This window comes from Acidovorax sp., from assembly GCF_034519795.1.
Lineage (GTDB): Bacteria > Pseudomonadota > Gammaproteobacteria > Burkholderiales > Burkholderiaceae_C > Acidovorax.
Genome location: NZ_JAXHOB010000024.1, coordinates 42803 through 59298, shown reverse-complemented (window position 1 = coordinate 59298; position 16496 = coordinate 42803). Strand labels below are relative to the sequence as shown.

The following is a 16496-nucleotide window of genomic DNA, read 5'->3' as shown; positions in this document are numbered from 1 at the left end:
CCCCGTGGGTTCTTCTGAGGGGATGCTGCCGGGCTTCTTACTTGGGCTCTGCCTTGCCTTCGTAGCGCTTGCTCCACTCGGCCAGGATGCGTTCGCGGTTCTTCGCAGCCCAGTTGATGTCGTTCTTGGCAAGCAGCTTCTCGTAGTTCTCAGGGATGCCCTCCAGCTTTGAGACCAGGCCGGGATAGGCCACGACGGCCCACCAGCGCGCCGAGATCTGATTGGCCTCCTTGCTGGCCATCCAGTCGGCGAACCGCTTGCCCTGCTCCAGCTTGGTACTGGTTTTCATCAGGCTGGTGGCTTCGATGTCCCAGCCCAGGCCTTCCTTGGGGAAGATGAGATCGACCGGCGCGCCCGATTTCTTGACCTGGTGGGCCCGGAACTCGAAGGAAATGCCGATCGGGAACTCGCCGGCACCGGCCTGCTTGCAGGGCTTGGACCCTGAGTGCACGTACTGCGCGATGTTCTGGTGCAGGGCGTCCATGAACTTCCAGCCTTCTGCATCGCCCCACATCTGCAGCCAGGAGGACACATCCAGGTAGCCCGTCCCGCTCGAAGCCGGATGGGGCATGGAGATGGTCCCCTTGTAGATCGGCTTGGTCAGGTCCTTCCAGCTTTCGGGCTTGGGCAGGCCGAGCTTCTGGGCCTCCACCCGGTTGAAGCAGATCGTTGCCGCCCACACGTCCATCCCGACCCATGCAGGAGGCCTTGCGGTATCGGAGTAGGCGGGGTTGAGCTCCTTGAACCCCTTGGGCTCGTAGGCCAGCAGCATGCCCTCCTGCTGCAGCAGGGCGAGGCTGCTGGCTGCCAGGCCGGCCACGACATCGGCCTGCGGGTTGGCTTTTTCGGCCAGCAGCTTGGCAGTGACGATGCCGGTGGAGTCGCGCACCCACTTCACTTCGATGTCCGGGTGGGCCTTCTCGAAGGCGTCTTTGTAGAGCTTCATGGCATCGGTCTCCAGCGCCGTGTAGACCAGAAGGGGCGTCTTCTGGGCCCAGGCATTGCTGCCCGCCACAAAGCTGATCGCAGTGAGAAATAGGGCCGCCGCGAGGCGGCTTGTGCTTGCTTTCATCGTCATCTGTTACTCCTGGTAGAGGGGCTTGCTATCCCTTGGAAGGGCGTTGGCGGGCTCCGGCACATGTTCTTCCATGCTCGGTGAATGCAATGTAAATTGCCGACTAAAAACTGTCAATAGTAAATTGTTGACAGTTTTCAATATCCGCGTAAGATCGCCATCCATGACCTCAAGCCCTCATTCCGCCGCCCTCGCCTTTCTTCAGACCAGCTCGCTGCCCATGCTGATGCAGGAAGAGATCGAGCGTTTGATCATGACAGGCGAACTGCCCGTCGGCAGCCGCATCAATGAAAGCGAGCTCTCCCAGCGCTTCAACACCAGCCGGGGCCCCATCCGCGAAGCCCTACGCGCACTGGAAGAGGCCGGACTGGTGCGCAACGAAAAGAACCGTGGCGTGTTCGTGCGAGAGATCGCCTTCGAGGAGGCGGACGAGATCTATGAGTTGCGGGAAGCGCTGGAAGAAATCATCGGACGGCGCGTGGCCCTTGCCATCCAGCCCGACGCCATCGAACGCCTTCGCGCCATGCTCGAAGCCATGCGTTCTGCGGCCCTGGCGCAGGACGTGGAGCAGTACGCACAGCTCAATCTCCAGTTCCACGAAATCCTGCTCGACACCGCAGGCAGCCGCAAGCTCACCGAGACCTACAAGCGTCTGGTCAAGGAGCTGCACCTGTTTCGCATGCGCGCACTGGACAGCGGCGGTGGCCTGCGGGTCTCCGCAGACGAGCACAGCCACATTGTCGAAGCCATTGCCAGCGGCAATCCCGATGCCGCAGGGCTCGCACTTCGCCAGCACGTGGCCGACAGCCGTGCCCGCATGCACAAGGCGTTCGGTCGCACCGATAAGCCCATAACCGCCCTCACCTCTCACCCCCATCAAAAGGAAGTCTGAAATGACCCAGGAGACACTGCAAGTCAACGCCCGCAGCTACCGCTGGATGCTGCGCCCGATCGTCATCGTTTGCGTGGACGGCTGCGAGCCCGCCTACCTCGATGCAGCCATTGCCGCAGGCGTGGCGCCCTATCTGGCGCGCATGCGCAAAAACGGTGCGGACCTGCTGGCCGACTGCGTGGTTCCCTCGTTCACCAACCCGAACAACCTGTCGATCGTCACCGGTGCTCCGCCCTCGGTCCATGGCATCTGCGGCAACTACTTCTTCGACCGCGACCTCGGCCAGGAAGTGATGATGAACGACCCCAAGTACCTGCGCGCAGGCACCATCCTGGCAGCGTTTGCCGATCAAGGCGCGAAGGTGGCGGTGGTCACCGCCAAGGACAAGCTGCGCAAGCTGCTGGGCCACAAGATGAAGGGGATCTGCTTTTCTTCCGAGAAGTCCGACCAGGCGACCATCGAAGAGAACGGCATCGACGACGTGGTGAACATGGTGGGCATGCCGGTGCCTTCCGTCTACAGCGCGGAGCTGTCGGAGTTCGTCTTCGCAGCGGGTGTCAAGCTGATGGAGTCGAGCCGCCCGCACCTGATGTACCTTTCGACCACCGACTACGTCCAGCACAAGGCGGCGCCCGGCAGCCCTGCAGCGAATGCGTTCTACGCCATGATGGATGGCTACCTGGCGCAGCTTGACGAACTGGGCGCCACCATCGTGCTGACGGCCGACCATGGCATGAACGACAAGCACGGTGCCGACGGCTCGCCCAACGTCATCTACCTGCAGGACGTGCTCGACGAATGGTACGGCCCCGAGAAGGCACGGGTGATCCTGCCCATCACCGACCCCTACGTGGTGCACCACGGCGCACTCGGCTCCTTTGCCACCGTCTACGCCCCCGATGAGTCCACCGCCGCGCAGTGGATCGAGCGCATCAAGCAGGTGCCGGGCATGGAGTCCGTCCTGTCGCGGGCCGAGGCCGCCAAGCGCTTCGAGCTGCCACCCGACCGCATCGGCGACATCGTCGTGGTCAGCAATCGCGATACGGTGATCGGCACCTCGGCCAGCCGGCATGACCTGTCGGCGCTGGAGGTTCCGCTGCGCTCCCATGGCGGCGTCTCCGAGCAGCGCGTGCCGCTGATCTGCAACCGCCCCGTCACAGGCATCGCATCCAGCCGCCGGCTGCGCAATTTCGATGCCCTCGACATCGCGCTGAACCACGCCCAGTAACCGCATTGCGGAGCACTCCATGAGCCAACCCAGTCTGAAGCCGGCGCCCATCCACCACGAAGCATTGCGCATCGCCGGTGAACGGGTCCACTGCGACCGCAGCATCGAGGTCACCTACCCCTACACCGGTGAAGTGATCGCCACCGTGCCCAAGGCCACACTGGACGATGTGAGGCGGGCCTACCGCATCGCCCGGGACTACAAACCCACGCTGACGCGCTACGAGCGCTACAAGATTCTGATGCGGGCGGGCGAGATCATCGCCTCGCGCCTGGACGAGATATCGCGCACCATCACGCTCGAATCGGGCCTGTGCCGCAAGGACTCGCTGTATGAAGTGGGCCGTGCCTCCGATGTGCTGCTGTTCGCGGCCAACCAGGCGCTGGTCGACGACGGGCAGGTGTTCTCCTGCGACCTCACGCACCACGGCAAGAGCCGCAAGGTCTATACCCTCAAGGAGCCACTGCTGGGCGCGATCACGGCCATCACGCCGTTCAACCACCCGCTGAACCAGGTCATCCACAAGGTCGCGCCCTCCATCGCCACCAACAACCGCCTGGTCCTCAAGCCCAGCGAGAAGACGCCGCTCACCGCCTTCATCCTGGCCGACATCCTGTACGAAGCGGGCCTTCCGCCGCCCATGCTGTCGGTCCTCACCGGCGATCCACGCGAGATCGCCGACGAGATGCTGACCAGCCCGGACGTCGATCTGGTGACCTTCACCGGCGGCGTGGCCATCGGCAAGTACATCGCCGGCAAAGCCGCCTACAAGCGGCAGATTCTCGAACTCGGCGGCAACGACCCCATCATCGTGATGGACGATGCCGATATCGAAGAGGCGGCAACACTCGCTGCCAGCGGCTCCTACAAGAACTCGGGCCAGCGCTGCACGGCGATCAAGCGCATGCTGGTGCACGAGGCCGTGGCCGACCAGTTCGTTGAATTGCTGGTCGCAAAGACCCGGGCGTTGAAGTACGGCGATCCGATGGATCCAAAGACCGACATGGGCACGGTGATCGACGAAGCGGCCGCAAAGCACTTCGAAGCGGTGGTCAACGAAGCCATCGCGGCCGGCGCGAAACTGCTGTGCGGCAACGAGCGCCAGGGTGCGCTCTATGCACCGACGGTGCTCGACTGCGTGGACCCCGAGATGACCGTCGCCAAGCAGGAGACCTTCGGGCCGGTGTCTCCGGTGATCCGCTTCAAGGACATCGACGACGCGATCCGCATCTCGAATGGCACGGCCTATGGCCTCTCGTCCTCGGTATGCACCAATCGGCTGGACCACATCACGCGCTTCATCCGCGAGTTGAATGTCGGCAGCGTGAACGTGCGCGAAGTGCCCGGCTACCGGCTGGAGCTGACGCCGTTCGGCGGCATCAAGGACTCCGGCCTGGGCTACAAGGAAGGGGTGCTGGAGGCGATGAAGAGCTTCACCAACACCAAGACCTATTCACTGCCCTGGTAGTGCCCCAGCGCCATCGGCCACCACCGCTGCGGGAGGCCGCACGGGGCCGCGAGGCGCCGTGCAGAGGGCCCTGAAAAATTTCGGGGGTTGGCCATGTTCGAGACCAAGGATGCATTTCTATGGATGCCAATGAACGACCGTTTCGCACGGCCCACACCCGCCAGCGCTTTTGTGCTCTTGTGCTGCTCGCCTTGCTGGCCCCCTTCGCAGCGAGCGCGGCAGAGAAAGATTCCACGCTGACCCTCGGACTGATTGTGGCGGGAAGCTTCGAGAAGGTCGTCGAAGACTGGAGACCTTTCACGGAAGCTCTCGCGAAGGAGCTGCAAACCCCTGTCAAGGTACTTGCGTCCAAAAACTACGCAGACATTTCCAGTGCGCTGATGGAGGGACGCATCCAGATGGCATGGCTCAACAACAAGCTGGCGATTGATCTGGTGGAAAGCGATCGTGCGACCGTCTTCGCACAGATGGTCAGGCTCGACGGTTCCCGTGGCTACCGTTCCGTTCTCTTTGCCCGCAAAGATGGCCCCATCCAGTCGCTGGCCGATGTGCTTGGCCGCCCTGGCGTCTACAGCTTCGGGTCGGGTGACAAGAAGTCCACCTCCGGCTACCTGGTGCCCAACTACTACGTGTTCGCCAAGAACAAGATAGAGCCGCAAAAGCACTTCAAGCAGATCACCCATGCGAACCATCTGGACAACTTTCTGGCGGTTGCAGACGGGCGGGTGGATCTTGCGACGAACAACACGGAAGAGCTTCCCCGCTACCAGGCCGAGTTTCCTGACAAGCTGGCGCGCGTGCGTGTGATCTGGGAATCGCCGTTGATCCCCAACGATCCCGTCCTCTACCGCAAGGACCTTCCCACCGCCACGCAACAGCGCATTCGGAAATTTTTCATCGCCTATGGGCGCAGCGATGCGGAGAAAGCCGCCTTGAAAGCCATCAATGGGCTTTCGGGCTTCCGGGCCTCCTCCAACTACCAGCTGCGCCCCGTGGTGGACCTGGAACTCTTTCAGATGCTGACCACCGCCATGGACGGCAAGGCGAATTCGCCGGAGCGGTTTCAGTCCGTGATGGATGGCCTGACCAAGCGCGCGGCGCGGCTGGATACCGTGCTGAACGCCACCCGCCTGGAAAGTCCGTGACGCCGCTCTGCATGAGCACCTGACGAAATAGACCGTCTCCCTGAAACACCCCACGAGCCGCCCACCATGAGTCTCACCATCCCGGACATTACCGGTCTTTTCCTGTCCAAGGGCCATGCCCAGTACGACGGCGAACCCGTGACGCAACTCGAGCATGCGCTGCAGTCCGCCGACCTGGCCGAGCGCGCTGGCGCCGACAGCGCCCTGATAGCGGCCGCGTTGCTGCACGATCTGGGCCACCTGCTGCACGGGCTGGGCGGCACGCCCACCCAGCAGGGACTGGACGATCTGCACCAGTACCGCTGCGTGCCGTTTCTTCGCGCACTTTTTGGTCCAGGGACGCTGGAGCCGATACGGCTGCACGTGGACGCCAAGCGCTTCCTGTGCGCGCGCGAGCCGGGCTACCTGGAAGCCCTTTCGCCCGACTCCAAGCGCAGCCTGCAATTGCAAGGAGGTGTCTTCAATGAGGCGCAGGCCACGGCCTTCGAGGCATTGCCCCATGCCATGGATGCGGTCCGCTTGCGGCGCTGGGACGACATGGCCAAATCGGCCATCGCAGATACCCCTTCTCTCGAGCACTTCGTGCGCCATCTCGAAATCAGCGCTGCCGAGCATGGCCTGCGCACAGCCTCCTGAGGATACCCATGCGTCCCTTCTGGATCGAGCAAGCGCTGTTCAATGACGGCGACCTGGCCCCGGCCCTGCAGGGCGAGCACAGTGCCGACGTATGCATCGTGGGCGGGGGCTTCACGGGTCTGTGGACGGCCATCCAGACCAAGCTGCAGGCCCCCGAACTCGATATCGTGATCCTTGAGAGCGACCTTTGCGGCGCCGGCGCCAGCGGGCGCAATGGCGGATGCCTGCTCACCTGGTCTGCCAAGTTCCTCACCCTGCACCGCTTGTTTGGAGAAGCCGAGGCAGTGCGCCTGGTCAAGGCATCGGAGGCTGCGGTAGGGCACATCGGCGACTTCTGCCGGGCGCATGGCATCGACGCCGAGTTTCGGCAGGACGGTACGCTGTACACCGCGACCTCCCAGGCCCAGATCGGCACGCTGGATCCAATGGTGCAGGCGCTGCAGGCGCGCGGCATCCACTCCTACCAGCACCTTCCTGCGCACGAAGTGGCCTCGCGGTCCGGCTCGGCGCGCAACCTGGCCGGGGTGTTCTCGCCGGTTGCGGCCACCGTGCATCCGGGCAAGCTGGTGCGCGGGCTGCGGCGTGTGGCGCTGGCCATGGGCATCCGCATCCATGAACGCACGCCGATGCTGGACTTCAGCAGCGACCAACCCACCGTGGTGCGCACGCCGAGTGGCACGGTCAAGGCGAAGAAGCTGGTCCTGGCGATGAACGCATGGATGGCCAGTGCCTTTGCCCAGTTCGAGCGCAGCATCGCCATCGTGTCGAGCGACATGGTCATCACCGAGAAATGCCCGGACCTGCTCAAGGCCATCGGGCTCGACAACGGCATTTCGGTCCTCGACTCCCGCACCTTCGTGTACTACTACCGCAGCACCATGGACGGCCGCCTCATGCTGGGCAAGGGCGGCAACACCTTTGCCTGGGGTGGCCGCATGGCGCGGGTGTTCGACGAGCGCTCGCCCTACGAGGCCGAGTTGACGCGCGCCCTGCATTCGTTCTTCCCGGCCCTTCGCAACACGCCGATCACCGCCAGCTGGAACGGGCCGTCGGACCGCTCGGTGACGGGATTCCCCTTCTTCGGCCGCCTCAACGGTGCGCCCCATATCTACTATGGCTTTGGCTATTCGGGCAATGGCGTCGGTCCCACCTACATGGGGGGGCAGATCCTGTCGTCCCTGGTGCTGGACCAGGACAACGCGTGGACGCGCAGCCCGCTGACAAGCGGCCCGCTGGGCCATTTCCCGCCGGAGCCACTGCGCTTCATGGGCTCCATCGTCGTGCGCAACGCCATCCGCCGCAAGGAGCTGGCGGAGGATGAAGACCGCCAACCCTGGTTGGCGGACCGGATGCTCAGCAAACTGGCCAGCGCTGCCGGCAAAGCCGACAAGGCCTGACGACCCGTCTGTCCAAACTCATGGCTGAAGGCCCCGTTCAGGGCCGTTGGCACAGCGCTGGGTGCTGCACCGCCCAATCCTGCGCCGCCTGCCAGTCCGGCGGCACGCAGCCGCGCTCCTGCACGCACAGGCTGGCGCTGGCCAGGGCATGGCGCAAGGCCTGCTGGCACTGCTCGGCGGAAAGGCCTGCAACGAAGGCCGCGAAGCCTGCAGGCGCGTTGGCGTATTGCTTGAGCAGGTCAGCGAGCAGACCCGCAAGAAAGCTGTCGCCCGCGCCCACGGTATCGACCACGGCCAGGGGTTGGGCTTCCCTGGCAAACCACTGGGCTGCACCCTCCCCTTGCTGCAGCAGCCAGGCACCTTCGCCGCCCAGGGTCAGGGCCATGAGGCTTGCGCGGGGGTTGGCAGCCAGCAGGTGGCGCGCGCGCTCCAGGGGTTCGGTGCCGGGCACCTGCAGGTGGTCCAGGTCTTCGTCGCTGGCCTTGATGATGTGCGCCTCGGCCAGGGCCGCTTGGACCTGGGCGCGGTAAGCGGGCAGGTCGGGCATGACGGAAGGGCGCAGGTTGGCGTCCACCACCACGCAGCGGCCGGCGGCGCGCTGGGCCTGCAGCCAGGGCAGGTAGATGGCGGCATCGCGCGCATCCAGGGCCAGGGCGCCGGTGCACACCAGCTGCAGTACGCCACCGTGCGCCGCACAGGCGGCGTTGAGCCCCGCAGCGCTCACGGTGCGGTCGGCCACACCTTCGCGGTAGAAGGCGTAGTCGGGGTGGCCGTGCTCGGTGAGATTGACCACGGCCAGCGAGGTGACCTCGCCCACGGGGGTGGGCAGGGCCAGTTGCACGCCATCGGCCGCGAGCTGTGCCGCCAGTTCACGGCCCCAGCGGTCGCGTGACAAGGGGTTGAGGTACTGCGTGCCCACGCCCTGGCGCGCCAGCGCGCGGGCCAGGTTGTAGAGCGCACCGCCCAGGCAGGGCTCGTAGTTGCCGTCGGCACGGCCGATGAGGTCGATCAGCGCTTCGCCGGCAATGGCGACCTGCACGGGGGAATATGTGGACATGGACAAAGAACGGTTCAGAAATGGGGCAGCAGCGCAGGGTACAGCGCCTTGAAGCGCGCATGGCGCTCCTGCAGCAAGGCCTGCTGTGCGGGCTCGGGGGAAAAGCGGGCATCGGCCGGCAGGCCCTGGCACCACAGGGCTTCGGCACCACCGCAGGCCATGGCGGCCAGGCGCGCGGCGCCCAGGGCGGCGGCGGCGTGGGCGCCGTCCGGCCGCTCCAGTGTGCAGCCCAGGCCGCTGGCCAGCAACTGGGCCCAGGCATCGCTGCGGGCACCGCCGCCCACCAGGGCCAGCGGCGCAGCCGAGGCGGCGCCCTCCACCTCGCCCGCCGCTGCCTGCATGGCCTGCAGTCCGTCCATGAGGCCAAAGCCCACGCCCTCCATCACGGCACAGGCCATGTCGGTGGCATCGTGCTCGGCGCGCAGGCCCATGAAGACGCCGGTGGCAGCGGCATTGTTGTGGGGCGTGCGCTCGCCGCTCAGGTAGGGCAGAAAGAGCGGGGCCTGCGCATGGCGTGCAAGGTCCATGCCCTGCACCGCGGCGGACAGCTGGGCCTCGGGTTGCCCAGTGATGCGTGCCAGCCAGCCAAAGGCGCTGGCCGCGCTGAGCATGACGGCCATCTGGTGCCAGCGGCCAGGCAGCGCATGCGCAAAGGTGTGCACCGCGCGTTCGGTGGCAGGCGCGAAACGATCCACCACCCGGAAGACCACGCCCGAGGTGCCTAGTGACACGAAGCCCTGCCCCACCTGCCGCGCGCCCACGCCGACCGCACTGGCGGCGTTGTCGCCGGCGCCGGCGGCCACCACCACGCCGGGCGGCAGGCCCCAGCGGGCGGCCACGTCGGCACGCAAGGTGCCCGTGGCATCGCTGCCCTCGGCCAGGCGCGGCATGTGGGCGCAGGTCAGGCCGCAGGCGGCCAGCAGGGTGTCGCTCCAGTCGCGGCGCGCCACGTCCAGCCACAGGGTGCCCGACGCATCGGACATGTCGCTCACCGCATCGCCCGTGAGCTGCAGGCGCAGCCAGTCCTTGGGCAGCAGCACGCTGCGAATGCGCGCGAAGACCTTGGGCTCGTGCGTGCGCAGCCACAGCAGCTTGGGCGCGGTGAAGCCGGGCATGGCCAGGTTGCCGGTGATCTGGCGCGAGGCGGGCACGGCCTGCTCCAGCTCGGCGCATTCGGCCGCTGCGCGGCCATCGTTCCAGAGGATGGCGGGGCGCAGCACCTCGCCCTGCGCGCCCAGCACCACGGCGCCGTGCATGTGGCCCGACAGGCCCACACCGCGCACCCGGGCCCAGGCATCGGGCGCCTGCGCACGCAGCTGCGCCACGGCAGCCTCGGCGGCGGCCAGCCAGTGGGCCGGGTGCTGCTCGCTCCAGGTCGGCTGGGGTCGGTGCTGGGGCACGGGCGCATCGGCCACGGCATGCACCTGCTGGTCTTCGCCAAGCAACAGCAGCTTGACACCCGAGGTGCCCAAGTCAATACCCAAGTACATGCACTACTCCTGAAACCGTGGGAGAAGTGCAGTCATGCCTTGATCCCGAAACGACCCGCACCCTGCTTGCGGTACTCGCTGGGCGTCATGCCCTTGATGTCCAGGAAGCGGCGGTTGAAGTTGGCCATGTTGTTGAAGCCCACGTCGTAGGCGATGTGGGTGATGTAGCGCTCGGACTCCATGAGCAGCTGGCAGGCGCGGTTCACGCGCACCAGGTTCACGAAGTCGGTGAAGGTATTGCCTGTGGCCCGGCGAAAGAAACGCGAGAAGCGGCTCTCGGTCATGCCCAGCTCCTGCGCCAGGTCGGCGGCCGACAGGGGCTCCGCCAGGTGATCAGTGATACGGCTCACGATGGCATTGATCTGGTCGAGCTGGGTGTCGTTGTCCTCGCTTTGCAGCTGCGTGCTCGACAGCAGCCGAAAGTCGGTACAGCGGGCCAGGTCGCTCAGGAACTCGCAGAACGCGCCGAACCGGGCCAGGCCCTGGCGTGCCTTGATGCGCTGCCAATGCTCCTGCGCCTGTGCCTCCATGCCAAAGAATTCGATGCCGTGGCGGGCCCGCTCCAGCAGGGGCAGCACCTCGCGCAGCTCGGGAATGCTCTCGCTGCTGGCCACGAGCGGGGCGTGCGAGAACTGGATCACCAGGTCGCGCAGCGGCACGCCGCCCTCGGGCAGGTCCATGCTGATCCAGTTGTGCGGCAGGCGCGGCCCGGTCAGCACCAGATGGCCCGGCTGGAACTGGCCGATCCAGTCGCCCACGAACACCTTGCCCGAGGTGGCGGTGATCAGGTGCAGCTCGTACTCATCGTGGTAATGCCAGCGCGCCAGCGGCGTGGGAAAGCCGTGCGACAGGCAGCGGATGAAGCCCACGGTTTCCGGCGGCTCGTAGCCCAGCTCGGGCGAGCGCACATAATCGTGCTCCAGCTCGGGCTTGGTCTGGCGTGGGGAGACAGGTGTCGTCTTCACGGTCATGGCGTCATTCCTGTGGACAAGCCGCTCAACTTACAGCAATCACCCGCGCCCTGCACGCTCGGCCACGAAGGCCTGCACGCGGGCGAAGGCCTTGCGCAGCGTGGCGACCAGGCGCGGCTCCCAGGCCATCTCGCCCCACAGCGTCGGGTCGGCGGCGTATGCCGCCACCGGGTCGGCCGCATCGCAGATCGCATGGGCCACGGCCGGGTCCATGGCTTGGTCCTGGTAGTCGTAGGGGATCTGCCCGGCATGCCAGCGCTGCAGGTAGGCCAGGAACAGCGCCGGCAGCATGGCAACGCTGTCGAACGAACCGTTGCGAGCCAACTGGTCACGGATGGTGGGCGCGATCATGCCGGGGATCTTGGAGAACGCATCCATGGCCACGCGCTGGTTGGTGTCGGCGATGGCGGGGTTGCCGAAGCGGTCCAGCACCACGTCGCGGTACTGCTCCAGGTTGATGGGGCACGGCTGCTCAGGGGTGTGGAGCACGGGGATCGCATCGTCGGTCACGTAGTCGTAGGCCATCTGGCGGATGGCGGCGTCGTGCGTGCCTTCGTGGATGTACCGGTAGCCCGCCAGCGTGCCCGCCCAGGCGATGCAGCTGTGGGTGGCGTTGAGCAGGCGGATCTTGGCCTCCTCGTAAGCCTGCACCGAATCCACCATCTCCACGCCCACCTTCTCCCACGCAGGGCGCCCGGCAATGAACTGGTCCTCGATCACCCACTGGATGAAGCTCTCGCCCATGAGCGCCGCCTTGTCATCCCAGCCGGTGGCGGCCTTCACGCGCTCGGCCACGTCGGGTGTGGGGCGCGGCGTGATGCGGTCGACCATGGCGTTGGGGCTGCTGCTGTGCGCAAGCACCCAGGCCTTGAGCGTGGCATCGCCCAGCGCGTCGATGAACTGCAGCAGGCCGCCGCGCGAGCGCTCGCCATTGTGGCGCAGGTTGTCGCAGTTCATCAGCGTGACCGGACCGGCACCGGCGCGCATGCGCGCACGCAGGATGCTCACCAGCGCGCCGTAGATGCTGTGGCCCGCCTGGCCGGCCTGGACTGCCGCGAGGTCGGCGCGCAGGTCCGGGAACGTGGCCCAGTCGAGCTGGTTGTCGGCATCCAGGTAGTAGCCGGCTTCGGTCACCGTGAACGAGATGATGCGCGTGGCGGCATCGGCTCCGGCAGCGATCAACGGCGCCAGGTCGTCCTGGTAGGGGATCACGCGCTCGATGGATTCGATGCGGGTGTAGCTGCGCTCGCCCTGGGGCGTGACGGTCTCCAGCGTGTAGCGCCCGCCTTGGGCCTCAAGCGCCGCGATGGTCTCGGCCATGTCGGGGCGCAGGTTGCCACCCACGATGGCCCAGCCCCCATCCTGGGGCTGGCCCAACTGGCGCAGTTCGTGAACATAGACGGCCTGGTGGGCGCGGTGGAACGAGCCCAGGCCCAGGTGCAGGATGAAATTCATGGTGCGTGAATGCGAAGAAGAGGGATCTCAGAGGTCGAAATTCGTGGGCATCATCACCACGTCGCGGATGGTCATGCCGCGTGGCCGGGTCAACATGAACAGCACCACCTCGGCCACTTCGGCGGCCTCGATGAGGCTGCCATTGGCCTTGGCTTCTTCGAGCTTTTCAGTGGGCCAGTCGGCCAGCAGCGAGGTGATGACCGGGCCCGGCGAGATGGCGCCCACGCGGATGCCGTGCTTGAACACCTGGCGGCGCACGGTCTGCACGAAGCAGTTCACGGCCCACTTGGAGGATGCGTAGACGGGCTCCCACGGCGTGGGGAAATGGGCGGCGAGCGAGCTCGTGACGATGATGTCCCCGCGGCCGCGTTCGATCATGTGGGGCAGCACGTTGTGCACGTTCTTCATCACCACGTTGACGTTGAGCTGCAGCATGCGGTCGATGGCATCGGGGTCGGCATCGACCAGATCTCCGCCCACGTAGAGCCCCGCATTCGCATGGAAGATGTCGAGCTGGCCCGCAATGGCCAGCGTGCGCGCCAGCAGGCTCGCACACTGTTTCGCGTCGAGCAGGTCCAGCACCACCGGCGAGGCGCGCTCGCCGATGGTGGCGCAGGCCCTGGCCAGTACGGCTTCATCGCGGTCGATCAGCACCACGCGCGCACCGGCATCGGCCATGGCCTTCGCGCTGGCAAAACCGATGCCCGAGGCCGCACCGGTGATGGCAGCGACCTGGCCTTGCAGGGGATGCACGGCGGTCACGCGCCCTGCCCCGCCACGACGTGGCCCGCCGGGTCGAACCAGTGCGCCTGCGAGGCGTCGATGTCCAGGCTCACCGCATCGCCCGCGCGCAGGCCGGTGCGGTCGTTCTGGCGCGAGACGAACTGCGCACCGCCGGGGGTGCTCACGTAGATCAGCGTTTCGGCGCCCAGTGCTTCGATCAGGTCCACCTGCCCGCTCACCGGCGTCGTGCCGGTGCTGCGCACCGCGATGTTTTCCGGCCGCAGGCCGATGGCACCGCCCGCCGCACCGGCCGGTGCCTGCTGCTGCACCGGCGCGGGCAGCTGCTGCAAGGGCACCACGTTCATCTGCGGCGTGCCGATGAACTGGGCGACGAACTGGTTGGCCGGCTTGTCGTACAGCTCCAGCGGTGTGCCGACCTGCTCGATGAGCCCGTCGCGCAGCACCACCACGCGGTCGGCCAGGGTCATGGCCTCCACCTGGTCGTGCGTGACGTAGATGGTGGTGGCGCCCAGGTCGCGGTGCAGCTTGGCGATCTCCACGCGGGTCTGGCCGCGCAGCGCGGCGTCCAGGTTGGACAGTGGCTCGTCGAACAGGAACACCTTGGGCGCGCGCACGATGGCACGGCCGATGGCCACGCGCTGGCGCTGCCCGCCCGACAGCTCCTTGGGCGTGCGCTCCAGGTAGGTGGTGAGGTTCAGGATGGCGGCGGCGCGCTCGACCTTCTCGCGCACGATGGCCGGATCCACCTTGGCGAGCTTGAGCGCGAAGCTCATGTTCTCGTACACGCTCATGTGCGGGTACAGCGCGTAGCTCTGGAACACCATGGCCAGGTCGCGTTTGCTCGAAGGCTGGTCGGTGATGTCGCGGCCATCGAGCATGAGCGAGCCGCCGTCGATGTTCTCCAGCCCCGCGATCAGGCGCAGCAGCGTGGACTTGCCGCAGCCCGACGGGCCGACGAAGACGATGAACTCGCCTTGCTGGATGGTGAGGTCGATGCCCTTGATGGCGCGGTGCTCACCGAAGAATTTCTCGATGCCGCGCAGTTGGAGATAGGCCATGGAATCGGGTTCCTGAAATCTTGAAAACTGGGGGGAAACTGCGGCTTACTTGACCGCACCGAAGGTCAGGCCCTGAACGAGCTGTTTCTGGCTGAACCAGCCAAACACCACGATGGGCGCAATGGCCATCAGCGAGGCGGCAGACAGCTTGGCCCAGAACAGACCCTCGGGGCTGGAGTACGAGGCGATCAGCGTGGCCAGCGTGCCAGCCTTGGCGGCGCTCAGGTTCAGGCTCCAGAAGGCCTCGTTCCACGACAGCACCAGGCACAAGAGGCCGGTGGAGGCCAGGCCGCCCATGCCCAGGGGCAGCAGCACCAGGCGCACCTCCTGCCACAGGGTGGCGCCGTCCATGCGCGCGGCCTCCAGTATCTCGCGCGGGATGTCCTTGAAGTGCGAATACAGCATCCACACCATGATGGGCAGGTTGGACAGCGCGAACACGATGATCAGCACCAGCTGCGTGTCGAGCAGGTGGCTCTTTTGCGCCAGCACGTAGATGGGCACCAGTGCGCCCACGGCGGGCATCATCTTGGTGGAGAGCATCCACATCAGGATGTCCTTGGTGTACTTGCCCTTGAAGAAGGCCATGGCATAGGCTGCAGGCGCCGCCAGCATGAGCCCCACCAGGGTGGAGAGCACACTGGTGATGACCGAGTTCTTGGCGTACAGCAGGTAGTCGCTGCGCTCCTGCACCTCGTGGAAGTTTTCGAGCGTGGGGACGAAGAACAGCTGCGGCGGCACGGCAATGGCCTGCAGCTCGGTCTTGAACGCGGTGAGCAGCAGCCAGGCCAGCGGGAAGAACAGCAGCAGGGCCACGCCCCAGGCGGCCACGGTGCGCAGGGCCAGCAGGCCCAGGGGGTAGGAGGATCGGCGTCGGGTGGTCATGTCGGTGGTCCTTCTTCTTTTATTTGTCGAGGTTCTTGCCGACCATGCGGATCAGGAACACCGCTGCGATGTTGGCCAGGACCACGGCGAACAGCGCGCCCGCCGAGGCCACGCCCGCGTCGAAATTGAGCAGCGCCTGCTTGAAGATCAGGAAGGTGACGTTGGTGCTCGCATCGCCCGGTCCACCCCCCGTGGTGGTGTAGATCTCGGCGAAGATGCTCAGCAAAAAAATCAGCTCGATCATCACCACCACGGCCACCGAGCGCGCCAGGTGCGGCACGTACAGGTAGCGCAGCTGCTGCAGGTAGTTGGCGCCGTCCATGCGCGAGGCCTCGAGCTGCTCGTGGTTCATGCTCTGCAGCGCGGTCATGAAGATCAGCGTGGCAAAGGGCAGCCACTGCCAGGACACCATGACGATGACCGAGAACAGCGGGTGGTCCGTGAGCCAGTCCACCGGCTGCGCGCCGAAGAACATCCACACCTGCGCGAGCACGCCGTAGATGGGGTTCATCATCATGTTCTTCCACATCAGCGCGTTCACCGTGGGCATGACGAAAAACGGCGAGATCAACAGCACCCGCACGATGCCCCGGCCCGCGAACGGCTCGTTGATGAGCAGCGCGATGGCGATGCCGAACACCACCGTGATGAGGATCACGCTGCCAAGCAGCAGCAGCGTGTTGACCACCGCCGTGCCGAATGAAGGGTCGGTGACGAAGTACTCGAAGTTTTCCAGCCCTGCAAAGCCGGTCTGGTCCGGCTGCATCAGGTTGTAGCGGATCAGCGAGAAGTAGATCGTCATCACCAGCGGCACGATCATCCACAGGAAGAGCGTGGCCATGGCTGGCGTGAGCAGCAGGCGGGGGAGCAGGCGGTTCATGGGAATCCCGGGAGAAATCTGGCGTTGCCAGACAAGGTGGAAGCCGCCACCAAGGCACGGCGGAGGCCGAAGCTCCCCGCCACACGTGCGCGCAGCGAGGAGTCGCGGGCCCCGG

At 65.9% G+C, this 16496-nt stretch carries 15 protein-coding genes; 6 read left to right on the top strand and 9 right to left on the bottom strand.

The features are described 5' to 3' along the window. Positions 1 to 37: 37 nt before the first annotated feature. The gene (locus tag U5N23_RS26630; RefSeq protein ID WP_416208673.1) at positions 38 to 1072 is read right to left on the bottom strand and encodes a putative 2-aminoethylphosphonate ABC transporter substrate-binding protein; all 1035 of its coding nucleotides are present in this window, start codon (positions 1070 to 1072) and stop codon (positions 38 to 40) included. Positions 1073 to 1238: 166 nt separating this feature from the next. Between U5N23_RS26630 and U5N23_RS26625 the strand changes: the two genes are divergently transcribed. The 6 genes from U5N23_RS26625 to U5N23_RS26600 all read left to right on the top strand — a co-directional run bounded on the left by U5N23_RS26625 (position 1239) and on the right by U5N23_RS26600 (position 7841). After that, entirely contained in the window at positions 1239 to 1967 is a 729-nt protein-coding gene (locus tag U5N23_RS26625) for a phosphonate utilization associated transcriptional regulator (RefSeq protein WP_322595801.1), read from the top strand. A 1-nt stretch (position 1968) separates the two neighbouring features. Next, positions 1969 to 3195: a phosphonoacetate hydrolase gene (gene phnA, locus U5N23_RS26620; RefSeq protein ID WP_322595720.1), complete on the top strand. Its 1227-nt coding sequence runs from the start codon at positions 1969 to 1971 to the stop codon at positions 3193 to 3195. A 19-nt stretch (positions 3196 to 3214) separates the two neighbouring features. Beyond that, complete coding sequence (phnY, locus tag U5N23_RS26615) at positions 3215 to 4663, top strand: phosphonoacetaldehyde dehydrogenase (protein ID WP_322595719.1); 1449 nt, start codon at positions 3215 to 3217, stop codon at positions 4661 to 4663. Between the two features lie 119 nt (positions 4664 to 4782). Then, entirely contained in the window at positions 4783 to 5808 is a 1026-nt protein-coding gene (gene phnD / locus U5N23_RS26610) for a phosphate/phosphite/phosphonate ABC transporter substrate-binding protein (RefSeq protein WP_322595718.1), read from the top strand. A gap of 66 nt (positions 5809 to 5874) precedes the next feature. Then, a complete protein-coding gene (locus tag U5N23_RS26605) occupies positions 5875 to 6444 on the top strand; it encodes a phosphonate degradation HD-domain oxygenase (RefSeq protein ID WP_322595717.1) in 570 nt (189 codons plus the stop codon). A gap of 8 nt (positions 6445 to 6452) precedes the next feature. Continuing rightward, positions 6453 to 7841: an FAD-dependent oxidoreductase gene (locus U5N23_RS26600; protein ID WP_322595716.1), complete on the top strand. Its 1389-nt coding sequence runs from the start codon at positions 6453 to 6455 to the stop codon at positions 7839 to 7841. A 37-nt stretch (positions 7842 to 7878) separates the two neighbouring features. Here U5N23_RS26600 and U5N23_RS26595 read toward each other — a convergent pair whose 3' ends face one another. The 8 genes from U5N23_RS26595 to U5N23_RS26560 are packed head-to-tail and all read right to left on the bottom strand — an operon-like array spanning position 7879 to position 16381. Then, a complete protein-coding gene (locus U5N23_RS26595; protein ID WP_322595715.1) occupies positions 7879 to 8898 on the bottom strand; it encodes a carbohydrate kinase family protein in 1020 nt (339 codons plus the stop codon). A gap of 14 nt (positions 8899 to 8912) precedes the next feature. Continuing rightward, the gene (xylB, locus tag U5N23_RS26590) at positions 8913 to 10388 is read right to left on the bottom strand and encodes a xylulokinase (RefSeq protein WP_322595714.1); all 1476 of its coding nucleotides are present in this window, start codon (positions 10386 to 10388) and stop codon (positions 8913 to 8915) included. A gap of 32 nt (positions 10389 to 10420) precedes the next feature. Beyond that, positions 10421 to 11359 carry an AraC family transcriptional regulator gene (locus tag U5N23_RS26585; protein WP_322595713.1) on the bottom strand — a complete coding sequence of 313 codons (939 nt, stop codon included), beginning with the start codon at positions 11357 to 11359 and terminating at the stop codon, positions 10421 to 10423. A 39-nt stretch (positions 11360 to 11398) separates the two neighbouring features. Beyond that, positions 11399 to 12814 (bottom strand): D-arabinitol 4-dehydrogenase, encoded by a 1416-nt coding sequence (dalD, locus tag U5N23_RS26580; protein WP_322595712.1) that lies wholly within the window; start codon positions 12812 to 12814, stop codon positions 11399 to 11401. Positions 12815 to 12841: 27 nt separating this feature from the next. Further along, positions 12842 to 13576 carry an SDR family oxidoreductase gene (locus tag U5N23_RS26575; protein ID WP_322595711.1) on the bottom strand — a complete coding sequence of 245 codons (735 nt, stop codon included), beginning with the start codon at positions 13574 to 13576 and terminating at the stop codon, positions 12842 to 12844. Continuing rightward, positions 13573 to 14616 (bottom strand): ABC transporter ATP-binding protein, encoded by a 1044-nt coding sequence (locus tag U5N23_RS26570; RefSeq protein ID WP_322595710.1) that lies wholly within the window; start codon positions 14614 to 14616, stop codon positions 13573 to 13575. The genes U5N23_RS26575 and U5N23_RS26570 overlap by 4 nt, the downstream gene beginning before the upstream one ends. Before the next feature lie 45 nt (positions 14617 to 14661). Further along, positions 14662 to 15501, bottom strand: a complete 840-nt coding sequence (locus tag U5N23_RS26565) for a carbohydrate ABC transporter permease (RefSeq protein ID WP_322595709.1) — start codon at positions 15499 to 15501, stop codon at positions 14662 to 14664. 19 nt (positions 15502 to 15520) lie between these two features. Further along, on the bottom strand, positions 15521 to 16381 hold the full coding sequence (locus U5N23_RS26560; protein WP_007859036.1) for a carbohydrate ABC transporter permease: 861 nt from the start codon (positions 16379 to 16381) through the stop codon (positions 15521 to 15523). Positions 16382 to 16496: the final 115 nt, after the last annotated feature.

Excerpts from the sequence above, each read along its gene's own strand:
- U5N23_RS26630 (WP_416208673.1), bottom strand. The coding sequence starts at position 1,072 with ATGAAAGCAAGCACAAGCCGCCTCGCGGCGGCCCTATTTCTCACTGCG.
- U5N23_RS26625 (WP_322595801.1), top strand. The coding sequence starts at position 1,239 with ATGACCTCAAGCCCTCATTCCGCCGCCCTCGCCTTTCTTCAGACCAGC.
- phnA (WP_322595720.1), top strand. The coding sequence starts at position 1,969 with ATGACCCAGGAGACACTGCAAGTCAACGCCCGCAGCTACCGCTGGATG.
- phnY (WP_322595719.1), top strand. The coding sequence starts at position 3,215 with ATGAGCCAACCCAGTCTGAAGCCGGCGCCCATCCACCACGAAGCATTG.
- phnD (WP_322595718.1), top strand. The coding sequence starts at position 4,783 with ATGGATGCCAATGAACGACCGTTTCGCACGGCCCACACCCGCCAGCGC.
- U5N23_RS26605 (WP_322595717.1), top strand. The coding sequence starts at position 5,875 with ATGAGTCTCACCATCCCGGACATTACCGGTCTTTTCCTGTCCAAGGGC.
- U5N23_RS26600 (WP_322595716.1), top strand. The coding sequence starts at position 6,453 with ATGCGTCCCTTCTGGATCGAGCAAGCGCTGTTCAATGACGGCGACCTG.
- U5N23_RS26595 (WP_322595715.1), bottom strand. The coding sequence starts at position 8,898 with ATGTCCACATATTCCCCCGTGCAGGTCGCCATTGCCGGCGAAGCGCTG.
- xylB (WP_322595714.1), bottom strand. The coding sequence starts at position 10,388 with ATGTACTTGGGTATTGACTTGGGCACCTCGGGTGTCAAGCTGCTGTTG.
- U5N23_RS26585 (WP_322595713.1), bottom strand. The coding sequence starts at position 11,359 with ATGACCGTGAAGACGACACCTGTCTCCCCACGCCAGACCAAGCCCGAG.
- dalD (WP_322595712.1), bottom strand. The coding sequence starts at position 12,814 with ATGAATTTCATCCTGCACCTGGGCCTGGGCTCGTTCCACCGCGCCCAC.
- U5N23_RS26570 (WP_322595710.1), bottom strand. The coding sequence starts at position 14,616 with ATGGCCTATCTCCAACTGCGCGGCATCGAGAAATTCTTCGGTGAGCAC.
- U5N23_RS26565 (WP_322595709.1), bottom strand. The coding sequence starts at position 15,501 with ATGACCACCCGACGCCGATCCTCCTACCCCCTGGGCCTGCTGGCCCTG.
- U5N23_RS26560 (WP_007859036.1), bottom strand. The coding sequence starts at position 16,381 with ATGAACCGCCTGCTCCCCCGCCTGCTGCTCACGCCAGCCATGGCCACG.